This is a genomic window from Methylomonas sp. MS20 (assembly GCF_050275925.1).
Taxonomy (GTDB): domain Bacteria; phylum Pseudomonadota; class Gammaproteobacteria; order Methylococcales; family Methylomonadaceae; genus Methylomonas; species Methylomonas koyamae_A.
Map to the genome: position 1 here is coordinate 4,629,441 of NZ_CP189962.1, position 26,736 is coordinate 4,656,176.

The 26,736-nt window shown below is 54.5% G+C and carries 19 protein-coding genes; 9 read left to right on the forward strand and 10 right to left on the reverse strand.

Going from position 1 to position 26,736, the window contains the following annotated elements:
• Window positions 1-8: 8 nt before the first annotated feature.
• Window positions 9-1,625, reverse strand: a complete 1,617-nt coding sequence (locus ACQE3D_RS20860; RefSeq protein ID WP_313730615.1) for an ASKHA domain-containing protein — start codon at window positions 1,623-1,625, stop codon at window positions 9-11.
• Window positions 1,626-2,062: 437 nt separating this feature from the next.
• Here ACQE3D_RS20860 and ACQE3D_RS20865 point away from each other — a divergent pair, with 437 nt between their 5' ends.
• Both ACQE3D_RS20865 and ACQE3D_RS20870 read left to right on the forward strand, forming a co-directional pair.
• Window positions 2,063-2,581 carry an RNA polymerase sigma factor gene (locus ACQE3D_RS20865; RefSeq protein ID WP_071156121.1) on the forward strand — a complete coding sequence of 173 codons (519 nt, stop codon included), beginning with the start codon at window positions 2,063-2,065 and terminating at the stop codon, window positions 2,579-2,581.
• 78 nt (window positions 2,582-2,659) lie between these two features.
• The gene (locus tag ACQE3D_RS20870) at window positions 2,660-3,727 is read left to right on the forward strand and encodes a FecR family protein (protein WP_313730614.1); all 1,068 of its coding nucleotides are present in this window, start codon (window positions 2,660-2,662) and stop codon (window positions 3,725-3,727) included.
• Window positions 3,728-3,917: 190 nt separating this feature from the next.
• Here ACQE3D_RS20870 and vapC read toward each other — a convergent pair whose 3' ends face one another.
• Both vapC and ACQE3D_RS20880 read right to left on the reverse strand, forming a co-directional pair.
• Entirely contained in the window at window positions 3,918-4,307 is a 390-nt protein-coding gene (vapC, locus tag ACQE3D_RS20875; RefSeq protein ID WP_064025561.1) for a type II toxin-antitoxin system VapC family toxin, read from the reverse strand.
• Window positions 4,304-4,498, reverse strand: a complete 195-nt coding sequence (locus tag ACQE3D_RS20880) for a type II toxin-antitoxin system VapB family antitoxin (protein WP_064025563.1) — start codon at window positions 4,496-4,498, stop codon at window positions 4,304-4,306. Before ACQE3D_RS20880 ends, vapC begins: the two co-directional genes overlap by 4 nt.
• A gap of 202 nt (window positions 4,499-4,700) precedes the next feature.
• On the opposite strand from ACQE3D_RS20880, the gene ACQE3D_RS20885 reads away from it, so the two are divergent.
• On the forward strand, window positions 4,701-7,169 hold the full coding sequence (locus ACQE3D_RS20885; protein WP_313730613.1) for a TonB-dependent siderophore receptor: 2,469 nt from the start codon (window positions 4,701-4,703) through the stop codon (window positions 7,167-7,169).
• Window positions 7,170-8,498: 1,329 nt separating this feature from the next.
• Here the strand turns inward: ACQE3D_RS20885 and ACQE3D_RS20890 are convergent.
• The 3 genes from ACQE3D_RS20890 to ACQE3D_RS20900 all read right to left on the reverse strand — a co-directional run bounded on the left by ACQE3D_RS20890 (window position 8,499) and on the right by ACQE3D_RS20900 (window position 10,108).
• Window positions 8,499-8,789, reverse strand: coding sequence for a type II toxin-antitoxin system RelE/ParE family toxin (locus tag ACQE3D_RS20890; RefSeq protein ID WP_313730611.1), 291 nt, complete (start codon window positions 8,787-8,789; stop codon window positions 8,499-8,501).
• A gap of 1 nt (window position 8,790) precedes the next feature.
• On the reverse strand, window positions 8,791-9,051 hold the full coding sequence (locus ACQE3D_RS20895; RefSeq protein WP_313730610.1) for a type II toxin-antitoxin system ParD family antitoxin: 261 nt from the start codon (window positions 9,049-9,051) through the stop codon (window positions 8,791-8,793).
• A 523-nt stretch (window positions 9,052-9,574) separates the two neighbouring features.
• Window positions 9,575-10,108, reverse strand: a complete 534-nt coding sequence (locus ACQE3D_RS20900) for a hypothetical protein (protein ID WP_071156130.1) — start codon at window positions 10,106-10,108, stop codon at window positions 9,575-9,577.
• A gap of 374 nt (window positions 10,109-10,482) precedes the next feature.
• Here ACQE3D_RS20900 and ACQE3D_RS20905 point away from each other — a divergent pair, with 374 nt between their 5' ends.
• The 6 genes from ACQE3D_RS20905 (at window position 10,483) to ACQE3D_RS20930 (ending at window position 19,534) form a co-directional block, all read left to right on the forward strand.
• Window positions 10,483-11,022 (forward strand): RNA polymerase sigma factor, encoded by a 540-nt coding sequence (locus ACQE3D_RS20905; protein ID WP_313730608.1) that lies wholly within the window; start codon window positions 10,483-10,485, stop codon window positions 11,020-11,022.
• Window positions 11,023-11,082: 60 nt separating this feature from the next.
• The gene (locus ACQE3D_RS20910) at window positions 11,083-12,081 is read left to right on the forward strand and encodes a FecR family protein (protein WP_313730607.1); all 999 of its coding nucleotides are present in this window, start codon (window positions 11,083-11,085) and stop codon (window positions 12,079-12,081) included.
• Window positions 12,082-12,212: 131 nt separating this feature from the next.
• On the forward strand, window positions 12,213-14,753 hold the full coding sequence (locus ACQE3D_RS20915; RefSeq protein WP_313730606.1) for a TonB-dependent siderophore receptor: 2,541 nt from the start codon (window positions 12,213-12,215) through the stop codon (window positions 14,751-14,753).
• A 407-nt stretch (window positions 14,754-15,160) separates the two neighbouring features.
• Window positions 15,161-15,664 (forward strand): RNA polymerase sigma factor, encoded by a 504-nt coding sequence (locus ACQE3D_RS20920; protein ID WP_064028031.1) that lies wholly within the window; start codon window positions 15,161-15,163, stop codon window positions 15,662-15,664.
• Window positions 15,665-15,721: 57 nt separating this feature from the next.
• Window positions 15,722-16,690 carry a FecR family protein gene (locus ACQE3D_RS20925; protein ID WP_313730605.1) on the forward strand — a complete coding sequence of 323 codons (969 nt, stop codon included), beginning with the start codon at window positions 15,722-15,724 and terminating at the stop codon, window positions 16,688-16,690.
• A gap of 474 nt (window positions 16,691-17,164) precedes the next feature.
• The gene (locus ACQE3D_RS20930; protein ID WP_313730604.1) at window positions 17,165-19,534 is read left to right on the forward strand and encodes a TonB-dependent siderophore receptor; all 2,370 of its coding nucleotides are present in this window, start codon (window positions 17,165-17,167) and stop codon (window positions 19,532-19,534) included.
• A 294-nt stretch (window positions 19,535-19,828) separates the two neighbouring features.
• Here ACQE3D_RS20930 and ACQE3D_RS20935 read toward each other — a convergent pair whose 3' ends face one another.
• From ACQE3D_RS20935 to ACQE3D_RS20950, 4 genes are all read right to left on the reverse strand, one after another.
• A complete protein-coding gene (locus ACQE3D_RS20935) occupies window positions 19,829-20,620 on the reverse strand; it encodes a hypothetical protein (RefSeq protein ID WP_313730603.1) in 792 nt (263 codons plus the stop codon).
• On the reverse strand, window positions 20,610-20,945 hold the full coding sequence (locus tag ACQE3D_RS20940) for a hypothetical protein (RefSeq protein WP_313730602.1): 336 nt from the start codon (window positions 20,943-20,945) through the stop codon (window positions 20,610-20,612). Before ACQE3D_RS20940 ends, ACQE3D_RS20935 begins: the two co-directional genes overlap by 11 nt.
• Window positions 20,946-20,960: 15 nt before the next feature.
• Window positions 20,961-21,521 (reverse strand): hypothetical protein, encoded by a 561-nt coding sequence (locus ACQE3D_RS20945; protein ID WP_313730601.1) that lies wholly within the window; start codon window positions 21,519-21,521, stop codon window positions 20,961-20,963.
• 442 nt (window positions 21,522-21,963) lie between these two features.
• On the reverse strand, window positions 21,964-26,733 hold the full coding sequence (locus tag ACQE3D_RS20950; protein WP_313730600.1) for a type I polyketide synthase: 4,770 nt from the start codon (window positions 26,731-26,733) through the stop codon (window positions 21,964-21,966).
• Window positions 26,734-26,736 lie beyond the last annotated feature (3 nt).

The window sequence follows — 26,736 nt, forward strand, 5'->3', positions numbered from 1 at the left end:
GATCGCTCCTAATTGGGCATCGGGCATAAACGCAGATGGTCGATAAAACGCGCTTCGTAAGCCGGGGAGTCGCCCAGATTGACGACACCGGCCCGCGCCAAAATGGCCTGCAGCCGCGACTCGCCCCGAGTATCCAGCAGCAATTGCTCGCATCCGGCCAATCCGGCATTCGCCATAATTTTAGTGCGTTCCGCCGACAATGCCGGCAACAAACCGACCCGGACCGCGTGACGCAAATCCAGATGCCGGCCGAAGCTGCCGCAAATCCACAGCGCGGCCAGATCGGCGAGCTCCAATCCGGCATCGGCCAGCAGTTGCGCCATCGCGGCGGCGGCCGATGCCTTGGCGCGCTGAAAGGCGTCGATATCGCCAGGGAAAATCGCAGTGCGCGGCACGGCCGGATCGAGGCGAAAGCCTTCGACCGGCGGCGCTTCGGCAAACCGCCCGGAGGGCTTGAGCAACCCGGCGTCCAACAACAATGCGATCGCGTCGATAAAACCGCTGGCGCAGAAACCGCGCGCCGGCCGGTCGCCCAGAGTATGCCATTGCCAGCCTTGTTCATCCTTGGCCACGCGAGCGATCGCGCCGGGCTCCGCCGACACGCCGTTACGCAAACCGACGCCTTCGAAGGCCGGCCCGCCCGGCACCGACGTGACGGTCAAGCGGTCACCGTCCCACAAGGCAATTTCGGTATTGGTCCCGAAGTCGGCCAACATCATCGGCTCGGCCTGCTCGATGATGCCGGTGGCCAGCACGTCTGCCAACAAATCCGAACCGATAAAGCCGGCCAGCGGCTGCACGATACGAATATCCGCCGCCGGCGTGCGCCAGTCGCGACGCCAGACATCAAGATCGTTCGGCTGGCAGGCAATCGGACGCTGCCAGTTTTCCGGTCGATACAGGTTATCGCCGTCGCCGCCGCAAATTAGCGTCAGCATCGCGGTGTTGCCGACGATGACCGCTTTCCCGAGTTGGGCCAGAATCGGCGTGATTTCGCCCAAGTCCCGGCTCAGAATATCGCGGATACCGTCCATCACCGCGTCTCGGGCCAGCCGGCCTATCGGCCGATCCGCGCCGTCGCGGCTTTCCGCATCCAGCCGGGTCAACACGTCCGCGCCGACGGCGATTTGCGGATTGACGCCGATGCGGGTGCCGATGCGCCGGCCGGATTGGCGGTCCCAAAACGACAAGCGGATATGGGTGGTCCCCAAATCGACCGCGACACCGTAAATACCGCCGCTAAGCTCGGGATCGCCCGGCCAGCGGTCGCCCCCGTCTTCGTCCAGCGCCAGCCAAACCGATGCCGGCGCCGGGTTGTCCAGATACAGTTCGCCCGGTCCGCGCGGCCACAACTGGCAGGCCAAGCGCACACCGGCTTCCCGTTCCTCGGGGGGAATTTTTTGATATTCAGCCAGCGTCGGCGGATTGAACTCGCCGCTCACGATCCGTATCAAGCACGCACCGCAGGTTCCCAAGCCGCCGCAAGCCGCGCGCACTCTCAAACCGGTGGCGTCCAGCGCTTTTCGCACCGAAATATCGCCGGTCAACGCTAACGTCAGTCGCTGGTCGGCGCTGGCGATCGTCACAGGCCAAACCGGCGGGGTTTCCATGGATTGATCCGCCAAAACCGCTCTCCAGTAAATTGCCATCCCTGAAAAAGCCTTCCACCAGCCGGCCGGGGACTCTCTCGGCCAGGCCTCAACCACTAACCCGAAAGTCCTGTGTTTGACCGAGACCTTGAACTGCCGCCGATCGGCTAACCAATCTACTATAGTCCGAAAACCGGCCGCCGACCGCCGAAACGCTCGCCCCCACCCACCAGCGGACGACTCGTTCTCCGGAAAATATGTGGATTGCGTGGCGCCGATTCGTTTGATCCAATAGGACACCTGAAACTTGACCGGCATGGCCGATCGGGCCGGCCAACGCTAAACCAGTCGCGGCGCATTTTGGGCAATCCAGCAAGAGCGCGACTTGGCCTATACCGCTCGGCTCGCTCGCCGCTGCGGCCCCTCCGGAAACGAACCGCCGTCCCTACGGAATTTGAACACTGTTGCCCCACATGGCCTTATCGATAGACGACATTAGCGGGATCTACTTCTGCGCGCGACCGCAACTCCAGCAATTTCTGGTTCGGCGCGTGCAGTGCCCGGACACCGCCGCCGAGCTGCTGCAAGAAGTGTATTTGCGCCTGCCGCACCTGAAACCGCCGCCGCAAACCGAAGGCGAGGTCCGTGCCTGGCTGTATCGAGTGGCCGGCAATCTGTCGATAGACCACATCCGCGCCCAAAGCCGCCACGCCGAGTTATTGGAACGGTTTTGCGGCGACGCCGGCGAAGAAGACGTGACGGCCGCGCCGGACCACGTCGCGATGTTCTGCGAGGAAATTCAACGGGTCCAGGCGCTATTGGCGCAACTACCGCCGCGTTGCGCGCAAATCCTGCGGCTGAATCGGCTGGAAGGCTTGACCTACGCCGAAGTCGGCGCCCACCTGGGTATTTCCCGCAGTCTGGTCGAGAAAGAGATGGTGAAAATCCTGGACCATTTGCGCGCGGGGCTGGACGACGAGGACGAGGCGTGATGAATCGGCCGCCAAAATATGTGCCGCAACGTTGGTTGGTTCGTTATTGGGGTATCCACTTCGCTCAAGGTAAGGCCTATGTCTAGCTCAGATACCCACCACCCAAACCGCGAGACCATCGAACAAGAAGCGGTGGTTTGGCTGGCTCGGCAACTGTCCGGCGAAATGACCGACCAAGAACTGGCCGAGTATCGAATATGGCTGGCCCGCGACCCGCTGCACGCCGCCGCCGACCGTAAAATGCAACGCCTGGCGCGCCTGCTGCCGCAAGCTATTGGCGCCGTGGACGCCCAGCCAAGCGCCACCGCCATCGCGCCGTGCTCGCGCACACCGGACACCAAAATGCCGCAGCGTCGGCGGATGTTCCGGCGGGCGCGATCTCTCGGCGGCGGGCTGGCCGTCGCGGCCACTCTGGTTTGGGCGGTGTGCGGCGGCTATTGCGCCAATTGGCTGTTCCATCCTTGGGCCGACTATCGAACGCTGGTGGGCGAACAGCGCACCGTTCAATTGAGCGACGGCAGCACCGTCCATCTGAACACCGATACGGCGCTAGACGTCAACATGAGCGCCGGCGAGCGCCGCGTCCAGCTACTGCGAGGCGAAGCGGAATTCGAGGTCGCGCACGACAGCCAACGCCCCTTCCGCGTAACCAGCGGCCAAGCCACGACCGAAGCGCTCGGCACGCGTTTTGTGGTGCGTTACGCCAACGCGGCGGGCGATGTTACCTTGCTGGAAGGCAAAGTACGCACCACCCGAACCAATCATCAAGGCCAACTATTGGGCAATGTCATCCTTGAGCCGGGGGAGCATATCGCGTTCAACGAAGATCAACTCGGCGCGGTGCAAACCACCGACTTGTCGATAGCAGATGCTTGGCGCAGAGGCCGGATAGTGATGAATTTTGTCCCGTTGCAAGATGTCGTCGACGAAATTAACCGCTACCGTCCCGGCCATGTGTTTTTACTGAATTCCGAACTGGCGCAACGCAAAATCCATGTCGCCATGGACATCAAACGTATCGATGATTGGCTGAATGCACTGGGTAACACGCTACCGGTTCAAGTACTGCATGCCGGGCATATTGTGGTGTTGCAAGGGCGACAGATTACAACTGACGATCATGAAACAGCTGCATCGCCCCGGTAAACGAAAGTCAGTGGCACAGGAACGGCTTTAGCCGCTATTGACGGCGTTCCGACACCGGATTGAGTGACGGCGTCCGGTGACTTTCATAGTAAGCCAAATAAGACTGGCTGCAGAAATCCCGCCCATCATGCAATTTCCAGTTCATCGGCAACGTCGGCGAACGCTTGTCGTAGCTTCCTTAAACCGCATCTCACACCACCTGTAGACCCAAGAATTGTTGAAAAGCTTGAAAATCCTTATCTGAATGCAACAACGGCATCTGGTTTTCGATACAGTAAGTTGCAATGATGGTATCGATGGTTTTTCGAATGGTAATGCCTTGTTTACGCAGATGTCTGAAATTATCGGCGGCTTTTAAACTCATTGCCGTTCCTAACAGGGCATGTACCGGCAAGGCACACAGTAATTTTTTTGCCGCTTGATAATCCTCATCTTGCCGAAACCCTTGCAACACTTCCGCCAGAATCAAATCGCCAGTGCAGACAGGCTGCACACCCAGCAAACCATCCAGCTTTAGGGTTGCCAGCGTTTCTGTGCCGTTGAAATAATCGATCCAGACGCTGGAATCGACCAAAATCATCGGTCAGCGCGCATTTGTTCTAAATCGCCTTCCCATTTTAATTGACCTTTGAAGGCTTTGATGGCTTCTTGCTGCTTTAACATCAGCAAGGTTTTTAAACCCAGCTCAACGGCCTCGCGTTTGGTTTTTAAGCCCGTCAGGCTTAAAACATCGGCCATCAATGTTTCATCGATCATGATATTGGTACGCATCGCAATCTCCATGTGTATGACTTTTGAAAACAATACACCAAAACAAGAATATGTAGCCAATTAAATGCAAGACAATGGCTGTATTTTTCTCAGCCACTCTATCCGGCAGTGCCGCGACAATTTGCCACAGCAGAATTTTTGAGTCTTTGCATGGGCAGGGGCGTTATCTAAACGGACATTACAAAAACAAGGAACCCTACCGATGAAAAACGCCAAAACCCTTTCCAAACGCCCAGCGGCATTGACGCCGCAAATAGCCTTTAAATCAGGCAAAATCCCTTTGTACCTTGGCCTGGCGGCATTGATCGCACCGACGATGTTGCTAGCGACCGAGGTTGGCAATAGCGCCACCGGCAGTCGCGCAAGTACCGCCACCCACAGCTTCAATATCGCCAAACAACCGCTGTACGCCGCGCTAAACGCGTTGGCCGAACAAGGCGGCGTGCAATTTGTGTTTACAGAGGAAATGGTTGAAGGCTTGGTTTCTCCCGGTGTTAGCGGCGACATGTCGTTGGATCAGGCTCTGACCCAGGCGTTGCAAGGCACCGGGCTCCGATACCGGATCAGCGGCGGCACCGTCACCCTGGAGGCCAAACCGGCCGCCGCCGCGAGCAGCCAACTCAGTCCATCGACGATGCCGGCAGTGACGGTGCTCGGACAGACGACTTACGACTCGACCGATCCGTACAACCCCGCCTACAGCCTGCCTAACGCATCCACAGCCACCAAAACCGATACGCCGATCATGGAAACGCCGTTTTCGGTTCAGGTGGTTCCTAAACAGGTTTTAGAGGATATCCAAGCTGTTAGGTCAACCGACGCACTCGATTATGTCAGCGGAGTTTTCAAGGCAAGCGGCTCTGGCGACTATCTAGATTGGACGACACGACGTGGATTTAGCAATTATCCGGTAGGAGATTACCGGGACGGTATGCCATTGCCTCTCGGAGACTTTATTGTGGGCGGGCGGGATCTGGCGAATACAGAGAAAGTTGAAGTGCTAAAAGGTCCGGCGTCTCTACTTTATGGGATGGCTGTTCCGGGCGGTGTCGTGAATTACGTAATAAAAAAACCGTTGGCCACACCCTATTACTCGTTGCAACAACAATTTGGCTCCTACGATTTTTACCGAACTACCTTGGATGCTACCGGGCCGATCACTAATGACAAATCGTTACTGTACCGTTTCAACTTAGCTTATAAGAGTGCGAATTCATTTCGCGATATGGTGAATAGCGAACGGGTGTTTGTTGCGCCGACCATTACCTGGAATATAAGTCCAAAAACTCAAGTAAATTTCGAAATGGAGTACGACACTGGACACGTGGTATTCGATCGCGGCATTCCTGCCATTGGTCGCCACCCAGCGGAATTGCCTCGTAGCCGATTTCTCGGGGAAGCGAATCCTCCAACCGAGTATGAAACCATCATTCTTGGAATGAACTGGACGCATGCATTAAACGACAACTGGACTTTTAGCCACCGGTTCAACGCGGTATATGCCGGCGTTGACCAAGTGGCAACCTTTCCATCGTTGGTTGACTCCAACACGGTCAATCGATTTGGCGCCCACTCAGCCAACTCGCCAGAAGATCAGGCTCTCTATTTTAATAGTATCAATCTGACCGGACGCTTCGATACATGGGGTTTCAAACACACGTTGCTACTTGGAGGCGATTATTACCGAAAAAGCCTAGATAACTTTAGGGCGAGCTTTTTTGGTTCAGATGTCAACATTTACGATCCAGCTTACCTTGGCCCTAGTATCGCGCAAGCTAACCCTTCTCTTAAGCTTGACTCCAAGAATGACTGGTTTGGCTTGTACCTGCAGGATCAAATCAAACTCCCTCTTAACATCAGCATGTTGGCTGGATTTAGATACGATAGTGCAGAGAGCAGCGTGACGATAAATAACGGCAATCCAACCATAAATCCTCGTCAGGACAGCCTTACTCCTCGTGGCGGCATCGTTTGGCAGGCAATTCCAGAATTGAGTTTGTACGGAAGTTACTCGGAAAATTTCACAGGCATTAATAGCTCTGGATTTGGTGGATCAGTATTACCACCGGAAACGGCACAGCAATGGGAATTGGGTGCCAAAGCCGAACTTTTTGACAAAAGGCTGCTTACAACTCTGGCGTGGTTCGACTTGACGAAACAAAATGTCGGGGTTTTTAACGGACTTTTAGGGGTTAACGAAGCCATCGGCGAGGCGCGTAGTGCCGGTCTGGAGGCGGATGCAAAAGGTGAAATCCTGTCCGGTTGGAATATGATCGCTTCCTATGCATATACACCAGATGCCTATGTCACGAAGGGAAATGTCGACGAAATCGATCAGCGCCTACGTGGGGTGCCTAAGCATGGCGGTAGTCTGTATACAACTTACGAATTCCAGGCCGGGACGCTACAAGGTCTAAAGCTCGGCGGCGGGGTGATCATCCGCGGCTCACAACACACTGACCCAAATGCCAATACCGCAGTGTTACCCGGCTATACGACACTAAACTTGTTGGCCGCTTACGCTTGGCAAGTTGGGGAAAGCAAATTGACGACGCAAATCAACGTCAATAACTTGCTGGATAAAGAATACTTCCCGGCTTCATTCGGTCGAAATGGTATCGAAGTCGGCTCGCCGAGGGCATTCATGGGTTCGGTCAGAATTGAGTATTGATTTACCTTAGTGTCTCTAATACGCGACGGTGAAACATCTACAGTGTTCGATCTAGAGTGAGGACCGCAAGTTGGGGTGAGGCACGAACCCCAACATTAACGGCCTTTGAAAGTTCGGTAACGTTGATGTTTCGTTGCTGATGGCTTACGGGTTGGGTTTGGCGCATCGTGTTGGGTTAGTGCCTCACCCCAACGCACCGCACCCAAACCGCCTGAATTCGCGAAGCATGCGGCGTTCTCCCCCTGATCCCCATGCCGAATTGATTCCTCGAAAAGAGCGCCTTTACGGGCCGTCGCCTATCCCAACCCAATCAATCCAGGTGCGCGACATCGGCTGAATGAGTTATGCTGAATTAACCGTCGCCGGAATGTCGGATTTAAGCCTTCGGGTGCTAACTACCGCGCAAACATTGCCGGCACCGGATCATCGAAATCGAATTGACCGCAACCCTTGCCTATGACGATTAATCACCTGCTGGACAAACTGTTTCGCCGCCACCGCGAGGAATTGCTGGCGTTTGCCGAGCGCAAAACTCGGTAAGTTGGGGTAAGGTAACGAATCCCAACATTTTGACCGGTTTGGCCTTTGTTGGTTGCCGATGGCTTTATTGGTCGAAATGACTCGCTTTCATATATGGCTGGCGGCTCAAAGGTTGTCGTGTTGGGGTTCGTGCATCACCCCAAATATGGGCTCCTCCCCAATTGCAAGGCAAGATTGCCCAAAATAATGTTTCCGACTTAATGACACCTCTAGTTGGGGAGAGGAGTCCATGTCATCAACTTACGCGCTGAATGCCTTGCCCAGCCATACTTGCTCGCGTTAACCGCAAGCCGGTAGCGGCTAGAAGCTAAGGCTTTTCGCCTCACAGCCTTGGCTTTTAGCGGCTCGCGCAAGCATAAAAGCCTTAAGCGAGAGCGGATTTGCCCAATTCGCAAACCGGTACAGCTTCGAAACCGCGCCTATTTGCCAAGAGATTGTGGCTTTTAGCTGCGACCGTCAGGCGCTTCAGCTCGCGCTTAACCCAAACAGCTTCAAGCTCCGGGCATTTTGGTGCTGGTTTAAGGCTGAACAGGTTCAACCGCAAGGCTATTTGCGTTGCGCGATCGGCAAAAAGCCTTACCAGACCGGCTTTTTGCCGTAAGCATCCCGCTCGCAGGCTAGCGGCAGAGCCGTTTTAATCGATGGCCTCGTCCAGTCTGAAAATAGATGACATTCGGAGAAGCGGGGATCAGCGAATGAATAACTTGGTACGCGTAACGTAGCTTATTGCTGCGACTGGATATGTTTGCGTTGGGAAATGGTATGCAATGCATACCTTTGACTGAATTTTTATAAATGCGCTGTGTAATTCATTCTGTCATGAAGTACCCGTACAATGTGAATTTTGGTTGCTGTAATACGGTAAAAAACCAAATGGCGATTGATGTGAAATTGCCTATATCCTTCACGTATGTAATCACAGGCAATACCCAATTCCGGATTTTTAGCGATTAAAACGAATGAAGCATTTAATTCATCAAAATAGCAATCCGCCTGCTCCTCTCCCCAGTTATTAAATGAGTATAGCCAAATACATTTTAGGTCCTGTTTCGCGAGGACCTGAAGATGGATTTTTCGCATTTCAGGTTAAACCGGCTTCTTTTTTTGCTTCCAGTTTAATTGTTTCCATATGTAATTCGCCAGCATCGCCACTCTCTTCGCCTTCAATTAGGGCTGTGCGTAAAGATTGCAGTTTTGAGTTAGCTTCTCGCTCTTCAAGCAAACGTAAGGAATCGCACATAATTTCACTTACGCTTGCATAACGTCCACTCTCTAGCAACGACTCAATCAGGCTATTCCAGTGCTCGCCGAGGCTAACAGTTTGGGTTCGTGCTTGCGCCATGTTGTTCTCCTAGCCGGTTTACGAAAGGCTATTGTAAGATATAGCCTTACACTTCGGAAAGCCTTAATTTCCGGTATGTATTAGCGCACGCACCAGCCAATTGAGCCTTTACTACTGACGGGAATATACAGCTGTGTAAATCATCTACTAATGAGGTGTGTTCAATGAAACAAATGAGTTATTAATTTTTTTATTTTACTATTACACTTCGACTCTGTTTTTGCTGTTGGAACATCTGAAAATGGCTGTTTTGAGCGACAAGGCCGTAAGGTGCAAAATTGTAGGGCAATGGGATGGAGGTGCCAGCGTCCCAACTCCATGAAAAGCGAAAGCGTCCAAGCGTTGTGCTCCCAAGCCGGAGCTTGGGAACCAGGATAAATCGCGCCACAAACCCCGATGCGCCGCTCGGCAAACCCCGACAATATTATCTGGCTAGGTAATAAATAGCCATTTCGTAAAATCGGAATATTGTCGCCTTCGGAGTGTAATCTTTAGAATACTTCTTAGTTTAAGCCATCATCCGTTAATACAGCTTTGGAGGATTCCCTTTATTTTCGACAACGCTAGCAACATAACCCGTCCATTTTTTGAATATTTGTTTCCATTCGTCAGTGAGAAGATAATCCTTCGCCGGCAAATCCAAATTAAACTCAGGCATGTAGGACCCCAATATGCCTTTTTCTAGAATTCCGTCGGCAAAAACCCCATGTTCTCTAAGAATTAAAACCGGCAAACCTATCTGAAAAGCCATCGCCGGTTCGATATGTGAATACGGGCTGGTTAACCAAGTCTCACCCAATGATTTTTCCGCCTCCGACCCAGGTTTAAATACACCTGTCAAGATTTTACTACGCCGAAAAGCAATGGTGATGATGCCATTCGACTCCATCATAATTCTACGAATCGCTCTCAGCGGGGACTCCATATCGTAGTCGGTAACGCCCAACGTTCTCGGTTCCAATTCGTTGTTGTGCAAATAGTTTACTAGCCTCTCAATGAAATCTTGTTGTGCTTGATTAAAAGGATTTGGATAACTTAGAAATATAGGCGTTTTCATTGTTTTTAATATAAGAGTGAGGCGAATAATGGTTTCCGTATTAGCGGCTTAAAAACCACATATTGATCCTGAGGTTTTATTCGAACTCATTATGCCGCTATTTATAACTCGCAGACAGATCAATTGAACCGACATGCGCAAAACCCTGGCGCTCCCCCGGTTTCTATCGAGGCTTCCCCTAGGGCCGCAAGGCGGATAAGCGAAGCGTCATCCGCCGATAAAACCGTCGATTACCCGAGACTGCCCCGCCCTGTTTGACAGGGTTGTAATAGACGTACGCCTTAGTCGGCATCATCGCGAGCGAGCCCCGGCCGATATTGTCGCCAGTCCGCCGGCCGTGGTCTAATGAAAAAGGACTTCCACTCAATCGGACGATGTATCGCTTCTCACCGGATTTTGCCAACGACCTGATTCAGCGTCACCGCGACGAGTTGCTGGGATTTCTGGCGCCTCGGGTTCGTTGTCCGGAGACCGCGGCCGACATCTTGCAGGATGCTTTTTTTCGTTTGACGCAGTTCGAATCGGAAAGCCAGATCGCCAATCCGCGAGCTTTTTTGTACAAAGTGGTCGGCAATTTGGCGATCGATCATTTGCGTAAACATCAGCGCGAAGCTGAGCGGCACGCCGCCGAGGAAGAACTGGCGGAACACGCCGACGCGACGCCCGACCTGGAACGCCAAGTCTACAGCCGGCAGAAACTGCTGCATTTGCAGCAAGCGGTCTCCGAATTGCCGCCCAAATGCCGGGAGGTGTTTGTGCTGCATAAGTTTCACCATTATCCCTACTCGCAAATCATGCGCGAATTGAACATTGCCGAAAGCACGGTGTTGAAACATATCAACAAAGCGCTGGAACATTGCCGCCGACGCATGCGCGAACTAGAACTGTCCGAGCGGGAGCGTCGCGATGCGTAACGCCGCTGACCGCTCGGTTTGCCCGATTATTTCCCGGCGGATGTCGCCGGTGGCCGGCCGATGAACAAAGCCGCGTCCGAAACCTTTTCCGCGCGCGCCGAACGCGAGGCGATAGCTTGGCAAGCCACTCTAAGCTCCGATTTGCTGAGCAACCAGCAGCGCCGAGCATTCGAGACTTGGCTGGCCGCCAGCGAGCAGCACCGGGCCGCGTGGCGCGACGTCAACGCGTTCTGGCTCGGACTGGACACAGTGAGCGCCGCCGACCTGGGGCTGGTCGCGCCACCGGCGCCGGCAGCCGCCCAAGAACGGTCGCGCGCGACCGCGCTTCGGCGCGGGCCGCCAGTCCGCCGCCATCGCGCGAGTCTGGCGCTGGCGGCATCGCTATTGTTGGCGGTGGCGGTACTCCATTTGTACGCATCCGGCTATTGGGCCGATTACCGGTCGGCGGTCGGCGGCCAGCGCCAAATACAATTGGCCGACGGTTCCAGCGTGATGCTGAACACCGGCAGCGCGCTGTCGGTCGATTTTTCGGCTAAACAACGCCGGGTCAGCCTGCAACGCGGCGAAGCGTTTTTTCAGGTTGCCGCCGATCCCGCGCGACCGTTCGTGGTCGACGCCGGCGCCGGTACGGTGCAGGCGCTGGGCACAGCTTTCGATGTCCTTCGCGACGACGACCGGGTGCGCGTCGCCGTACTCGAGCACGCGGTCAAAGTCAGCAACGCGGACGGCAAGACCTTGGAACGATTGAACGAAGCCGAGCAAATTCAATTCGACAGCCGCGTTTTGGGCAGCGCCGAGACCGTCAACCCGTCACGCATCGCCGCCTGGCGCCAACAACGGATCGTGTTTCAGGAACAGCCGCTATCTGCGGTAGTGGCTGAGCTGGAACGCTATCGGCCCGGTAAAATCCTGATTACCGATTCGGCCATCGAGAACCTACCGATCACCGGCGTATTCGGGATCGGCGATACCGATCTGGCCCTGCAAGCCATCGAACAAAGCCTGCCGGTACGCGTCCGCACCGTGGGTTCCCACCTGGTTTTGCTGTCCGCCCGTTAGTCCGCCGCGACTCGCACAAAAAAGTTTACCCGGCGAGTAGATACTCCCCCGCCGTCGTTTCGTCTTATCTCCAAGTTCGCCGCACAGCAGCGCGCGGCGGGCGTTTCCAATTCGGATAATCAGGAGATCAGATGAAACATGCTCGTAAGGACTCAAACATCGGCAACCCGTGTCGCGTCGAACTTTCGCCGTTGCTTGCGGCAATCGCGGCACTGTGCGGCAGTTTGTTAGTGGCCGTGCCGGCTGTCGGCACGGCCGCCCCGGACAGCGGCATCAGCCAACAGACGATGAATTTCGATATTGGCGCCGGCTCATTGTCCGATGCGCTGCTACGATTTTCCGAAATCAGCGGCCAGCGCGTCCTGTTCGGTGCCGAACTGGTACGCGGTCTTGGTAGCGATGGCTTGAATGGCCGGTACACGCCATCCGCCGCACTGCAACGCTTGCTCAGCGGTAGCGGCCTCAATGCCCGACAAACCGACAGCGGCAGCATCACGCTGGAAAAAGCCGCCGAAAAACCGCTGCCGTCCGGCGCCGCGACGATGCCGGCGGTGACGGTGCTCGGACAGGCGACTTACGACTCGACCGACCCTTACAACCCCGCCTACAGCCTGCCTAACGCATCCACGGCCACCAAAACCGACACGCCTATCATGCACACGCCGATGTCGGTCAAGGTAGTCCCGCAGCAAGTGTTGAAGGATCAACAAGTGGTCACGCTGGATCAAGCGTTGAGGAACGTCAGCGGCGTCGTCAGCGGCGACGGCAACGATCGCGAGTTTTACGTACGCGGCTTTAGCTCCACGTCCTCCAGCGGTTCCAACGGCGGCGGCGGCTCCACCTACTATCGGGACGGTTTTCCATTTATCAACGGCTGGCATCATACGGTCGATTTAGCCAATATCGACCGCGTCGAAGTATTAAAAGGTCCCGGCTCGATACTGTTCGGTCGCTCCGAACCCGGCGGCATCATCAACTTCGTCACCAAGCAACCGTTGGATACCCCGTACTACAGCGTCCGTCAACAATTCGGTTCTTACGGCCATTTTCGCACCGATATTGACGCCACCGGTCCGTTAAGCACTCACAAGGATCTGGCTTATCGGGTCAATTTCGCCTACCAGGCTAACGACTCGATAACGGAATGGGGCGGCGGCGAACGGATCTTTGCCGCACCGATGTTGCGCTGGCGCATCTCGGACAAAACCACTTCGACGTTTAAATTGGAATACAGCGATATCAAAACCAATGCGGACAATCCGGTTCCATACAACTTGCTGGGAAAAGTGCCTAGAAGCCGCAATTTTAACGATCCCTGGGCTTACAGCGAAGATCAGTATGTGATGTTCTCGGCGAATACCGAACACGTTTTCAACGAGAACTGGACCCTCCGCCACCGCTTTAACGCCAGTTTCGCGGAAGTCACTTCGCGCAATGTCGCCGCGGCCGGTTCAGCCGACGCCAGCGGCAATTTTGGCCGCTGGGGATTCGAACAAAATTTCGATGGCGGAGACTACTACAACAATTACTTCAACTCGCTGGAGTTGACCGGCAAGTTCGAAACCGGCTTCGCCAAACACACGTTGCTGATCGGTAGCGATTATTTGAAGACCGACGCCAGAGCCACCATGGGACCGGTGTTTGCGTGGATGCCGGGATTCGAGAGCAGTAATGCCTACCAGCCCATCCACCGTTACCAAATGCCGGGCATGACGGTGTCCAACTTTCCGCCGCAAAGAACGGCCTTCAACACCTTCGAATACGACAACCCCTGGTTCGGCTTTTACGCTCAAGACCAAGTGGAACTGCCCTACCACGTGCATCTGCTGGGCGGTCTACGCTACGACAATGCCGACACCGACACTTACGCCGACTACGGCGCGATCCCGCAATTTTTCCCCAGCGTTCAGACTCCGTTCGTCGAAAAACAAAGCAACGACCGCGTATCGCCGCGCGGCGGCGTGCTTTGGCAGCCAATACCGGAGTTGTCGCTGTTCGGTAGTTACACCGAAAACTTTGGCGCACCCAACGGCCTGAACGCACAAGGCCGAGTGTTAGCGCCGCAAACCGCCGCGCAATGGGAAGCCGGGGTGAAAACCGAGTTATTCGACGGCCGCTTGATCACTACCCTGACCTATTTCGATTTGAAGAAGTACAACTTGTCTTTCCAAGATTTTCCGCCCGGTTCGCCGTCGCAATTGATAGGGAAAGCGGAAAGTCGCGGTTTGGAACTGGACATCAGCGGCGAGATTCTGCCGGGCTGGAAGATCATGGCGGCCTATGCTTATATGCCGTTCGCGCAAACGGTGGAAGATCCGATCCATACTCAATATGTCGGCAAACGCTTGCACAACGCCCCGGAAAACAGCGGCAATCTTTGGACGACCTACGAATTCCAAAATGTCGGCTTGCGGGGCTTGAAGCTCGGCGCGGGCGTACAAGCGGTTGGTCAGCGGTTTCTCGGATATGACGAAACCCAGAAAACGCCGGGGTACGCCACGCTCAATCTGATGGCCAGCCAGGCCTGGAAGGTCGGACAAACGCGGGTGACAGCGCAGATCAACGCGGACAATTTGTTGGATAAAACCTATCTGCAAGGTCTCAATACTTACGGCGTGGGCACCTATGGCGCGCCTAGAACGTTTATGGGCTCCGTGCGGATCGAATATTAGGCAACTCGGCTTACATGGAGCAATCGGCGCGGTCGGGCTTGCCCGTCCGCGCCGACTTGCACGCCAATCCCGCACAGCGTCTTCCAATCTAAATCAACCCTCTGCCGGCTCAGCCACTTTAAGCCGTCACGCCCCGGACCATTTGGTCTCCTCAAACTGAACCGCAACCGATCGAATTCACCAAGAGGTGATATCCCCATTCGCCGCATCACCCTCGATACGCAGCGAGGCGCCTTCCTGACACAGGCACAACCACCAATCCAAACCAGATGCGCTTCGACGGCCGAATGCGTTATGCTGAATTAACCGTCGCCGGAATGTCGGATTTAAGCCTTCGGGTGCTAACCACTTAAAAAACGTTGCCGACCCCGGATCATCGAAATCGAATTGACCGCGAACCCTTGCCTATGACGATCAATCACCTGCTGGACAAACTGTTTCGCCGCCACCGCGAGGAATTGCTGGCGTTCGCCGAGCGCAAAGGCAATTACGACAATGCCGAAGACTTGGTGCAGGATGCTTTTTTGCGCTTGCTGCAACATGCCGATTTGCCGGCGGTGAACAACCCTCGCGCCTATTTGTTCAAGATCACGTCGAATCTCAGCGCCGATCAATTCCGCCGGCCGTCGCTGGAATTGATCGACCACGAAAACGCTGAGTACGACAATTATGCGTGTCCGCTACCGTTACCGGAAACGGTGGCCGAAAGCCAGCAAAGCTACCAATTCAGTCTACAAGCGCTGCAGGATTTACCGGAAATTGTCCGAACCTGCTTTTTACTGCACCGCATCGACGGCATTCCCCAGGCCGATATCGCCAAGGCCTTCAATCTGCCGCGCCGCACCGTCGAACGTTACTGCGCCAAGGCCTTGGCGCATTGCTGCGCCCGCTTGGATCAGCCGCGAGAATGACTGGCGGCTGGTTTTACAAGTCGCCACCGTAGTCCTCAGTCGCGTTTCACCGCCGCCATGATCAAACCAACCGATCCCAATATTGCCGAACAAGCCAGCCACTGGGTGTTAAAACGCCTGGACGGCGCCGGTTCAAGCACGGAACAGCGCGCTTTCCAGGCTTGGCTGGACGCCGATCCCCGTCATCTTCCGGCTTATCGCCATGCCGCCGCCGTTTGGCGGAACTTCGCGCCATCCGAAGGCCAGCCCGCCGATGTGAACTTGACGAACGCCCGCGCCCAATTTCGCGAAGCGCAATACCAAATCCGGCGCGCGCGAAACCGGCGTTTGCGCGGCCTGGCGTTGGCGGCGTTGCTGGTCGCCACGCCACCACTAACCTGGAACTGGCTGAATTCGGCCGAATACCGCACCGGCAAGGGTCAACGCCTATCGGTCGCGTTAGCCGACGGTTCGCGGGTCGAATTGAATACCGATAGCCGTCTACGAGTGAATTATGCTTGGCAGACTCGGCAAGTCACCCTGGAGCGCGGCGAGGCTGTATTCGACGTCAAACACGATCCGGCCAAGCCCTTCGAAGTGCTCGCTCCCTCGGGCCGCATTCGCGATATCGGCACCCGTTTTAACGTCTACCAAGGCCGCGACGGCACCACCGTCAGCGTGATGGAAGGCGAAGTCGAAGTCGCCACCGTCAGCAGCACGCTGAACGAGCGCCTACCGGCCGGCAGCCAAATTCATTTCGACGCGCGCGGCAGTTTGGGCGCGCGAACCTCATTCGATGCCGACGCGGTGATGGCCTGGCAAAAGAATTTACTGGTGTTTCGCAATGCGCCGCTGACCGAGGTCTTGGAGCAATTGAGCCGCTACCACGCGGTGGACTTGCAACTCGCCGATCCGGCCTTGCGCGACCTGAAGGTCAGCGGCGATTTTCCCAGCACCGATTTGACCGGAGCCTTGAAGGTTATCGCGGCGGCCTTGCCGATCAAGATCCGGCAAGCAGCGTCCGGCGTGATCGTGTTGGATCGCTAGGCGGTTTTCTCGCGCGAGCGATAGGCAGAACCGACAACTTGACGCGCCCCGCCGGCGGCATCCTTATCCGCACACCTTCCGATCGTTAAGCCAGCCGGCAGATTCCGTTCGCGTTCGCGCGGGAAACCGTCTAGCCGTTCCCTGAGCGGAGTCGTTGGGCGGCTCCCTGAGTAGAGTCGAAGGGCCGCACCCTGAGCGGAGTCGAAGGGCCGCACCCTGAGCGGAGTCGAAGGGCCGCACCCTGAGCGGAGTCGAAGGGCCGCACCCTGAGCGGAGTCGAAGGGCCGCACCCTGAGCGGAGTCGAAGGGCCGCACCCTGAGCGGAGTCGAAGGGCATACAACCTTAAATTGCCCAAACATTCCGGACAGCCCGCGTTCTTATCGACCGCGAGATTTTTTTTCGAAAAGTGGCGGTTGTCGGCGGCAAATCCCCTCTTAACGGATAGTGAAGCAAAAATAACCAAAGGAGGGATTATGCACTCACTATCCAAAGCCCTGATGATCTGCGCGTTGGCCGGAAGCGCGTGGGCAGCGTCCGCGCAAGAGAAAAGTTTTAGCTTCGATATTCCCGCGCAACCGCTGGCAGCGGCGCTGGAAAGCCTGCGGAGCCGGACCGGCATACACGTGTTCTATGCCGAGGACGCGGTAAAAGGTAAAACCAGTGCCGCGTTGTCGGGCGACTTGACGGTTCAGCAAGCGGTGAGCAGACTATTGGCGGGTAGCGGTCTGACTCACACCTTCACGTCGAGCGACACGGTCGCGATCAAGCGCATCGACACCGGCAGCGATGCCAATACCACGATGCCGGCGATCACGGTGGTCGGTAATACCGAATACGATACCAACGACCCTTACAACACCGCCTACCAAACCCGCAGCGCGACGACCGCGACCAAAACCGATACGCCGGTGATGGAATTGCCGATGTCGGTGAAAGTGGTGCCGAAATCGGTGATCAACGACCAGCAAATCACCCGCCTGGACGACGCGCTGAAAAACGTCAGCGGTGTGTTTGCCAGCCCCGGCAACGGCGGCACCACCGACTCGTTTATCGTACGCGGCTTCGTCGATTTCAACCCGTATTACAACGGCGTGCGGCTGGAGACCGGCTGGACTCAGGGCGGTCTGCGCGATGCCGCCGGCTTGGAACGGGTGGAAGTCTTGAAAGGCCCGGCCTCGATACTATACGGCCGTATCGAGCCGGGCGGCATGGTCAACATGGTGCCGAAAACGCCGTTGGCGACACCCTATTATTCGTTGCAACAGCAATTTGGCTCCTACCGCTTTTACCGTACCACGATAGACGCCACCGGACCGGTGAACGCCGACAAATCGGTGCAGTATCGCGCCAACCTGGCCTACGAAAACAAAGGCTCGTTTCGCGACTTTATCGAAGGCGAGCGGGTTTACTTCGCGCCGACCGTGCATTGGGACATCAGCGACCGCACCCAGGCGACTTTCTATGTCGATTATTTGCACAACGACACCGCGCCGGACGTCGGCGGCCCGCCACGTATCGGCAATCGCCCGGCCGATCTGCCGCGCAATCGCAATTTAAGCGAACCCAATATCCGCGCGGTCAGCGACGACATTCTGTTCGGCGTGGACTGGAGCCATGCCTTCAACAACCAATGGACCTTCCGCCACCGCTTCTTCGCCGATTTCACCGAAGATAATGAAAATCTGCCCGGCGCGCCGGCCGGGTTGGCGGACGACAACCGCACGCTGCACCGGACGAACTTCGGCAACCGCGACAATTTGGGCAGTACTTACAACACCAACGTCGATCTGACCGGCAAGTTCAAGACCGGTATGTTGGCGCACACGTTCATGATCGGCGGCGATTATTTTACGTTCGAAAATACCTTCGCTTGGCCGTCGCCGCAAGCAGTACCGGACATCGACATCTATAACCCGGTCTATTCGGGCAATCTCGGCTTGCTTTCGCGGCTGGACGCGGTCGGCAATTTGGGCTTCGAATGGTTCGGCCTGTATTTGCAGGACCAGATCAAGCTACCGTACGACGTACATTTACTGCTAGGGATGCGCTACGACAATGCCAACTCGTGGCAAGACTTCGGCGCTTTCGGCAGCGGCATCAAGGACACCAATCACGAGGATAAAGTCACGCCGCGGGTCGGCTTGCTCTGGCAGCCCATCCCGTCGCTCAGCGTCTACGGCAACTACGTGCAAGGCTTCGGCGCGCCGAACATTGGGGTTTATGCCAGCGGTGGAGCCAAAATCAAACCGCAAACCTCGGAGCAATGGGAGGCCGGCTTCAAGAAGGAATGGCTGGACGGCAAACTCAATCTGACCGCCGCCTATTTCGAAATCACCAAACAAAACATCGCCACGCCGATCGCCAATTCCCTTTTTTTCGAAGCGGTCGGCAAGGCTCGCAATCGCGGCTACGAATTGGATTTGACCGGCGAAGTACTGCCGGGCTGGAAGGTGATCGGGGTTTATTCCTACATAGACTCGGAAATCGTCAGCAACGGCGGTACCGACGAAGGTCATCGCCTCGCGAACGTGCCCGCGCATGGCGGCAGTCTGTGGAATACCTATACCTTGCAAGATGGCGCGTTGAAAGGGCTGAAGTTCGGCGCCGGCGTCGTCGCCCGCTCGCAGCGACAAGGCTCGAACGAAAACAACTTCCAGCTGCCGGGTTACGCGATCTTCAATGCGCTGATCGGCTACGAAACCCACATCGGCAAAACCAAGCTGACCACCCAAATCAACGCGGACAATCTGCTGGACAAGGAATATTTCGAAACCGGCCGGGCCGACCGCAACTTTTGGGGCACGCCACGCACCTTCATGGGCTCGGTGCGCGTGGAGTATTGATAGTCCTTTCAAATACGGACGTTTTCGAGCGGCCTAGCCGCTCGATCGCAACGCCACCATCGGTTCCGATTCAAACCCTACCAGATTTTGAATGCTTGGGATCGGCCAAAACCAGACTGATGAGTTGAATTATTGAATGGCAGGTTTTGCTTTAAAAATATACTGAGAAAGAAAATATTTTTCTAGAAAAATTCAAAACGCACAATATTAGACGAGCCTTATTTCAATTGAAGAACTTACCCTTCTATTAATGTTGAATAACATGGTGCTTGTTGCTTATCAGAGATAAAGCTATTATGATTTCATCATTATAAGTCGTTTGTTTATTTCGTTATTGTCACGTTTTAGGTCTTCAACAGATTTTGAAATAAGAAATAGCTTCTCACTGATATCATCAGCCTTTTTTAAGAGAGAGAGCTGATGGTTATTCGTGCCTTTTAATTGGTCTTTATCTTTGGCTAGACGACCTAAACTTATATCTATTTTACTTAGTTTTAATACAACCTCTTGCACAAGCTCTTTATATTCTTCAGCATTTTTTATAGTTGCCAATCTTTTATTTTGGTGGTCGTTAATTAAATCCAATTCAAATTGATCTAAACGACCTTGCTCAAGTCGATTTACATATTGAAGCATCTCATCCCTGGAACACTGAGACATCCGCTGAAACTTGTTTAAATCTGATCTACAGTCTTGATAAACGAATTCCAGCCCTCTAATGGAATTATTATCCACCTTTTCATTTATAAAATTATAATATGTTAATGCCCCTGCTGAAACGCCTCCAACTACCCCACCGATAGCAATAAACAATCCTGCATGATTATGCGTTGCAAATGCAATTACACCACCCAAAACGGCTCCTGCAATTACACCGGCAACAACATTGGGAAACATGCTTTCATAAAGACAATCCATTTGATCTTGACTAGAAATCATTAAACATTCTTTTGTTGTTTTGGTAGCGCACCCAGATAATACAACAACTGAATTAAGAATAAATATCCGTCGCGACTTATTGATACTTGGATCGATATTTGCCTCGCATCTTGAATGCGATAAACCAACGCTTGTTTTAATATTCATGATCAAGCTCTCGCTGAACCTTATCCGAATTCTCAATCAAACTCTTTCGCCAAATCTCGCATGATGACGCATCAGATCGCTGATATATGAACAAAAGACTATCTTTAATATATTTAAAATAAATGGTTTGATCATTAATGGTTTTTTTTAACTTTTCATTTTCTTTTTCTAGAGTCTCAATTTTTTTATCTAGGTCTTCAAATCTTGGATAATAAATTGCTGTTATTGTTGCAATGGTACCAATTAAGGATGCCATTAAAGTAGCAGCAGCCCCCCACATAGCCGGTGATGCATAAAAAGGTACGTTATTTTTCAATCCAGGCATATCCCAAATACCTCATCATTTTTTAATATTTACTGGTACGCAATTATAAGCCACAATTACTTCTTCTTCTCTAACTTGTATAAACTGTCCATTTATACTAAGTGGCACTGCAATATTATTTCCACATCTAAATGAAAACCCAACATATACAGCATTTTTACTATCCCTTGAAATGCAATAGTCTTGAGCAGCTTGATCGGCTCGATACACCTCAGCAACTGCGTCGTCTTTGAACCAAAAATCTATCGAATTGTCTGTCCTATCTATTACACTTATGACTGGATGTACAGAATTGGTAAAGGAAAAATGATGCATAATCTCGTCTTTAACCAACGTTTCATCAGGCTTCCCCATTAGATTTCTTACCGGATCAAATAATTTCCCCAAACTTTCTTTTAACGCTTTGTCGACTCCATATCCAATATTCTCATTGCAATTAGACGTGCCTTTTTCTATTTTAGCGCCATTCAATCCACCAAAACTGAATCTTGTTAATCCTGAGCTTGGTTGCTTCTTTAAACCTGAACAGGAAATAAGGACCAAAATAAATGCAATTAAAAAAAATCTTGTGGGCATGGCTTTGTGGCTCCCTGATGATTTTTAGCTATCTATGTTTCTCTAATAAATGTAATTAGGGCCATGGCTGGGTGAAGCGGCAGCTATACCCGGCTTTAATGGCTTCTAGCTGGGTTCATTATCATTCAACCCACCCTACTTCCACAAACTCAGCTTCAGCCTATGATCCATTGGCGGTCATTTGGAAGTGAAACCGATTGTCTCTTTTGGGTCGATTGCGCTAATTCATCACTTCCAAAAGCTGTCATTCAACACTGGCGTAATCATATTGGAATCGATGGCCTGGTTTGTATCGGAACGGGTGGCGGTTTTCAATTATTTAGCTTATTCGGACGGAAACCCATACTCCCGCGTTTCCGGTTGACAGCCCCTGCCACTGCAATGATAGTCGGGAGCGGCTTTGATTTGTCTGGGCTATACCGCGACGCCTTCACCACTAGGCTTACGTATCCGCCAGGATGTTTTGTAATTTCTCGCTAATTAACCGATCCAATTCCTGCTCGGATAAGTTTTCCACCGCCGTCCGGCCGGTATCGGCGTTAACGTCCTCGACTGGGCTCAGTAGCGGTTTTGCGTGGCGCTCCAACAAATACGCGCAGACATCGGCCACATTGGCGTAGTCAAACAATAACGTCGTCGGCAAATCGCAACCTAGGCGACGCTGCAAATTTACCCTCAACTCGACGATGGTGATCGAATCAAGCCCCATGTCGAAAAAACCTTGATAACTATCGATGGTTTTAGCTTCGTCCAGATACAGCACTTGCTTGATCGCTTGCTCGAGTTGGGTTTTGGCCAATTGGTAAGCTTCGTCCCGGCTTAACTCGGCTATTTGTTGCTCGAAATTAAGCACTGCTGGACTATCCGCGATAGCGTCGGCCTCTTCTACCAGCCCGCCGGTCACCTGCCATAAAGGTTTAGTCGCCGCCTCGGCCAAGGCCTTGCCAAATAACGGCCAATCGACGTCCATCAACACTTGCTGGCTCGCGCCGGCATTCAAGGCTTTCGCCAATAAACTCACAGCGAACGGCGCTGGCATCGCCACGACGCCGCTAGCTTGCATACGCTGTTGATCGACCCGGTCCAAGCCGGCGGCCATGCCGACATCGGCCCAAGCACCCCAGTTGACGGTTAATGCCGGCAAACCCAAGCGATTGCGGTATTGCGCTAAACCGTCCATCGCGGCATTGGCGGCGGCATAAGCCGCTTGCCCTCTGGAACCCAGCACCGAAGCCGCCGACGAACACAGCACGAAAAAATCCAATGCCGCATCTTTGGTGGCTTGATGCAACAACCAAGCCCCCGTCACCTTAGCCGACCCTACCGCCTTAAAATCGTCCGCTTGCAGATTTTCCAACAGGCCGTCTTTTAAGATGCCGGCCGCATGTATGACGCCTTTCAAGCGTCCGCCCTGTTGCTGAATATGCGCCATTAACGCGGCGACTGCCTCGCCATCGGCGATGTCGGCTTGAACGCAGCGCACATCGCCGCCTTGCCGCCGTAAATCTTCAATCTTCTGCTGCGCCTCGCCCGCAGCCGGACGGCGGGCAATCAGCCATACCCGGCCGGCCTTGTTCGCCACCAACCAGCCGGCAATAGCCAAACCCAAGCCGCCCAAGCCACCGGTAATCAGGTAATCGCCGCGCGGATCGATGACGACAGCGGCGGCGGGTAAGGCGCTCGGTGTCAATCTGGCCGCATAGCAACCTTCCGGCCGAATCGCAATTTGTTCGCCGCGAGGTGCTATCGCCATGATCGCCATCAACTTAGTCAACTGCTCCGGGCTGCTGTCGGCCAAATCCAGCAAACCGCCGAACAGTGCCGGTTGTTCCAAGCCGATCACCCGGCCGAGCCCCCACGCGGCGGCGCTTACCCAGCCGGTTGCCGCGTCGCCGTCAGCGGCGACCTGGGCGTTTTCGGTTAACCACCAAATCGGTAGCGGTTTATCCGCTTGTTTCAAGGCCCGGTAACAAGCAATAAACCGAGTCATCACCGCGCCGAGGGCTTCCGGCCCGCCATCGGCCAAATCGCAGGCTTGAAAATTCATCACCGCCAGTTCCGTCGAGGATGTCGAGGTAATATCGTCCAAACAACGTTGCCAGTCCTGCTCGCTATCGAAACACAGGCGATAATGTTGCGCGCTTATTTTTTGATATTCGCGGCTCGACTCAAGCAAGACCATCGGCATCTTGGCGCCCGAACCGGCATCAAACAGCGTTTTGGCTCGCCCTTGCCGGTCGGCAATCAACAACCAGGTTTTGGCGGCCCCGGCTGGCGGCAATTCGTAGCGCCGCCAGCTAATTTGATAAGCGCATTGCGCCTGCCGATCTTGCGAAATCGCCTGCTGATGCAATGCGGTCAGATTGTGCAGAATTTGCAGGGTTAATTTTCGTTCGTCCTCGTTCGGGGTTTTATCCTGCCATAAGGCGGCCAACAAACTTTCGGTTTGGCCTTCGGCCAAGGCCTGTAAAACGATAGACGCCGGCTGAGCCTCGGTAATCGCTTGTTTAGCCGTTGGCGCAGCCAGCCAATAAAACTGGCGTTGCCAGGGATAGTTCGGCAATTTGATTTTTTCGCCGCCGGTGACGGCCCGCCAATCGGGCGTCAAACCCGTTTGATATAACCGAGCCAACGCCCGGTAAGTTTCCGCCCGGCTATCGCCTTTACCGGTTTGGCCGTGCAGACAGATTTTTTCCGCGGCGGCCTCGATCTGCTTGACTAAGCCAAATAAGACCGGCTTCGGTCCTATTTCCAGGAAAATATCCGCCCCTTGCGCGACGAGCTGCTGCACGGCCGGATAAAACTGTACCGTTTGGCGGATATGCTTAACCCAATAATCCGCGCCGGCGATGTCCTCGCCGACGACTTGGCCTGTCAAGGTCGAGACCAGGGTCTTATCCGGCGCACGAAATGCAATGGTCTCGGCAATCTCGGCAAAAACCGGTAAAGCCGCTTGCATGGCCGGCGAATGAAATCCGTGGGCGACATTCAACGGGGTAACGGAAAGCCCAGCCTGCTCTAACGCGACGCTAATTTCTTGCAAAGCTTCCTTCAAGCCTGAAATCACCAGACTCTTGGCGGTATTCACCACCGCGATGCCGGCGCTATCGACGAACGGCGCAAGCCAGGGCTGAACGGTTTTTTCGTCGGCGGCAACGGCGATCATCGCGCCAGGTACGGCATGCTCGTTGATACTGCTGCTACGCGCGGCAATCAATTTCAAGGCATCGGACAACGCAAACACCCCGGCATGGCAAGCCGCCGCGTATTCGCCGATGCTATGCCCCAACACGAAATCGGCCTTGATCCCCCAACTTTGCCACAAGGCCAGCATCGCATACTGAAACACGAAAATCGCCGGTTGAGCATGGGTTCTCAACCGTTGTTCGTCTGCTTCGTCGCACAACAAGGCCTTGACCGAATAACCAACCCGAGGCGCCAGAATGGCGTCGCATTGGTCCACCGCCGCCCGGAATACCGCTTCACTGCGGTATAAATCCAAGCCCATGCGCGGATATTGACTACCTTGTCCGGTAAATAAAAAGGCCAGTTTCGGCTTTTTCCATTCCGAGCACGGTCTGACGTCGTTCAACAAGCCCGGATCGCGCAATTGTTGGATCAGCTCCTCGCCACCGCTCGCAAATAGCGCTTTGCGGAAGGAAAAATGGCTGCGGCAGGTATTGGCGGTAAAGCAAAAATTCTGAACTTGGCCGGCGGGCAATGCCTGTAAAGCGTCGGCATAGCGACTGGCGACCGCTGGCAAAGCCGCTTGGGTTTTTGCGGACAACGTCAACAGATTCAATCCGGTCGGCGTTTGGCAGCTCCTGGTTTTCGGTGGCGGCGTTTGCAAAATGGCATGCGCGTTGGTACCGCTCATGCCGAATGAACTGACGGCCACCAAACCCGGTTCAGCCTTATCCGGCCAAGCGGTCAACTGGGTCGGCACTTTCAGATTGAACGTTTCCCAGGGAATATGCGGGTTGGGCTCGGAAAAGCCCAAACTGGCCGGAATCTCGCGATGTTTTAACATCAAAGCGGCTTTAATCATGCTGGCAATACCGGCCGCCGCTTCCAGATGACCGATATTGGTTTTCACCGAACCGATATACAAAGGATTATCCGGCGCCCGGTCTTGGCAATAGACCGTGCCCAAGGCTTCCGCTTCGATCGGATCGCCCAATACCGTGCCGGTCCCGTGGGCTTCGACGTAAACCACTTGTTCGGCGTTAATTTTGGCTTGCGCCAAGACTTGCCGTATCAGTTTTTGTTGCGCCAACCCGTTAGGCACCGTCAAGCCGCTACCGGGGCCGTCGTGATTCACGCCGCTGGCTCTGATCACTGCGATGATGTCGTCGCCGTCGGCCTCGGCATCGGACAGCCGCTTTAATACCAGGGCGCCGCAGCCTTCCCCTCGACCATAACCGTCGGCCGAAGCATCGAAGGCTTTGCTATGCCCGTCTTCGGCCAGTGCCCCGACCCTGGATAGAAACATCGCCACGTTGGGGGTCAGCATCAATTGCACGCCGGCCGCCACCGCCACCCTGGACTCGGCCTTGCGCAAACTTTGGCAGGCCAAATGCACCGCTACCAAGGCCGACGAACATGCGGTATCGATAGCAAGACATGGGCCTTGCCATCCCATCACATAAGAAATCCGACCGGCGGCGAAACAAAATCCGTTGCCGCTACCGTCGTAGGTATTGATGCGCGAATAATCGTCGGAATAGAGCTGCAACAGGCCATAGTCGTTTTGGCCTATGCCCAGAAACAAACCGGTATCGCTATCGCGTAGCGAATCGGGAACGATGTTGGCATGCTCCAATGCCTGCCAACAAACCTCGAGCAGCAAGCGTTGTTGCGGGTCCATGCTTTTGGCTTCGCGCGGCGAAATACCGAAAAACTCGGGATCGAAATCCCCCGGCCGCTCGATAAACCCGGCTTTGCGGGTATACATTTTCCCCGGCACGCCGCGCTCGGCGCTGTACAGGCTAGCCATATCCCAACGGTCGCCAGGCACGTCGACGATGCCGTGTTCGCCGCGGCTCAATAACTGCCAGAACGCTTCCGGCGTATCAATGCCGCCCGGTAAGCGGCAACCGATGCCGACGATCGCAATCGGCTCGTTCGCCTTGGCTTCCTGGTCGAGCAAACGCTGTTTCATTTTTGCCAATGCCAGCGAAGCGCGTTTTAATTGATCTTCATTCTCCGACACGTC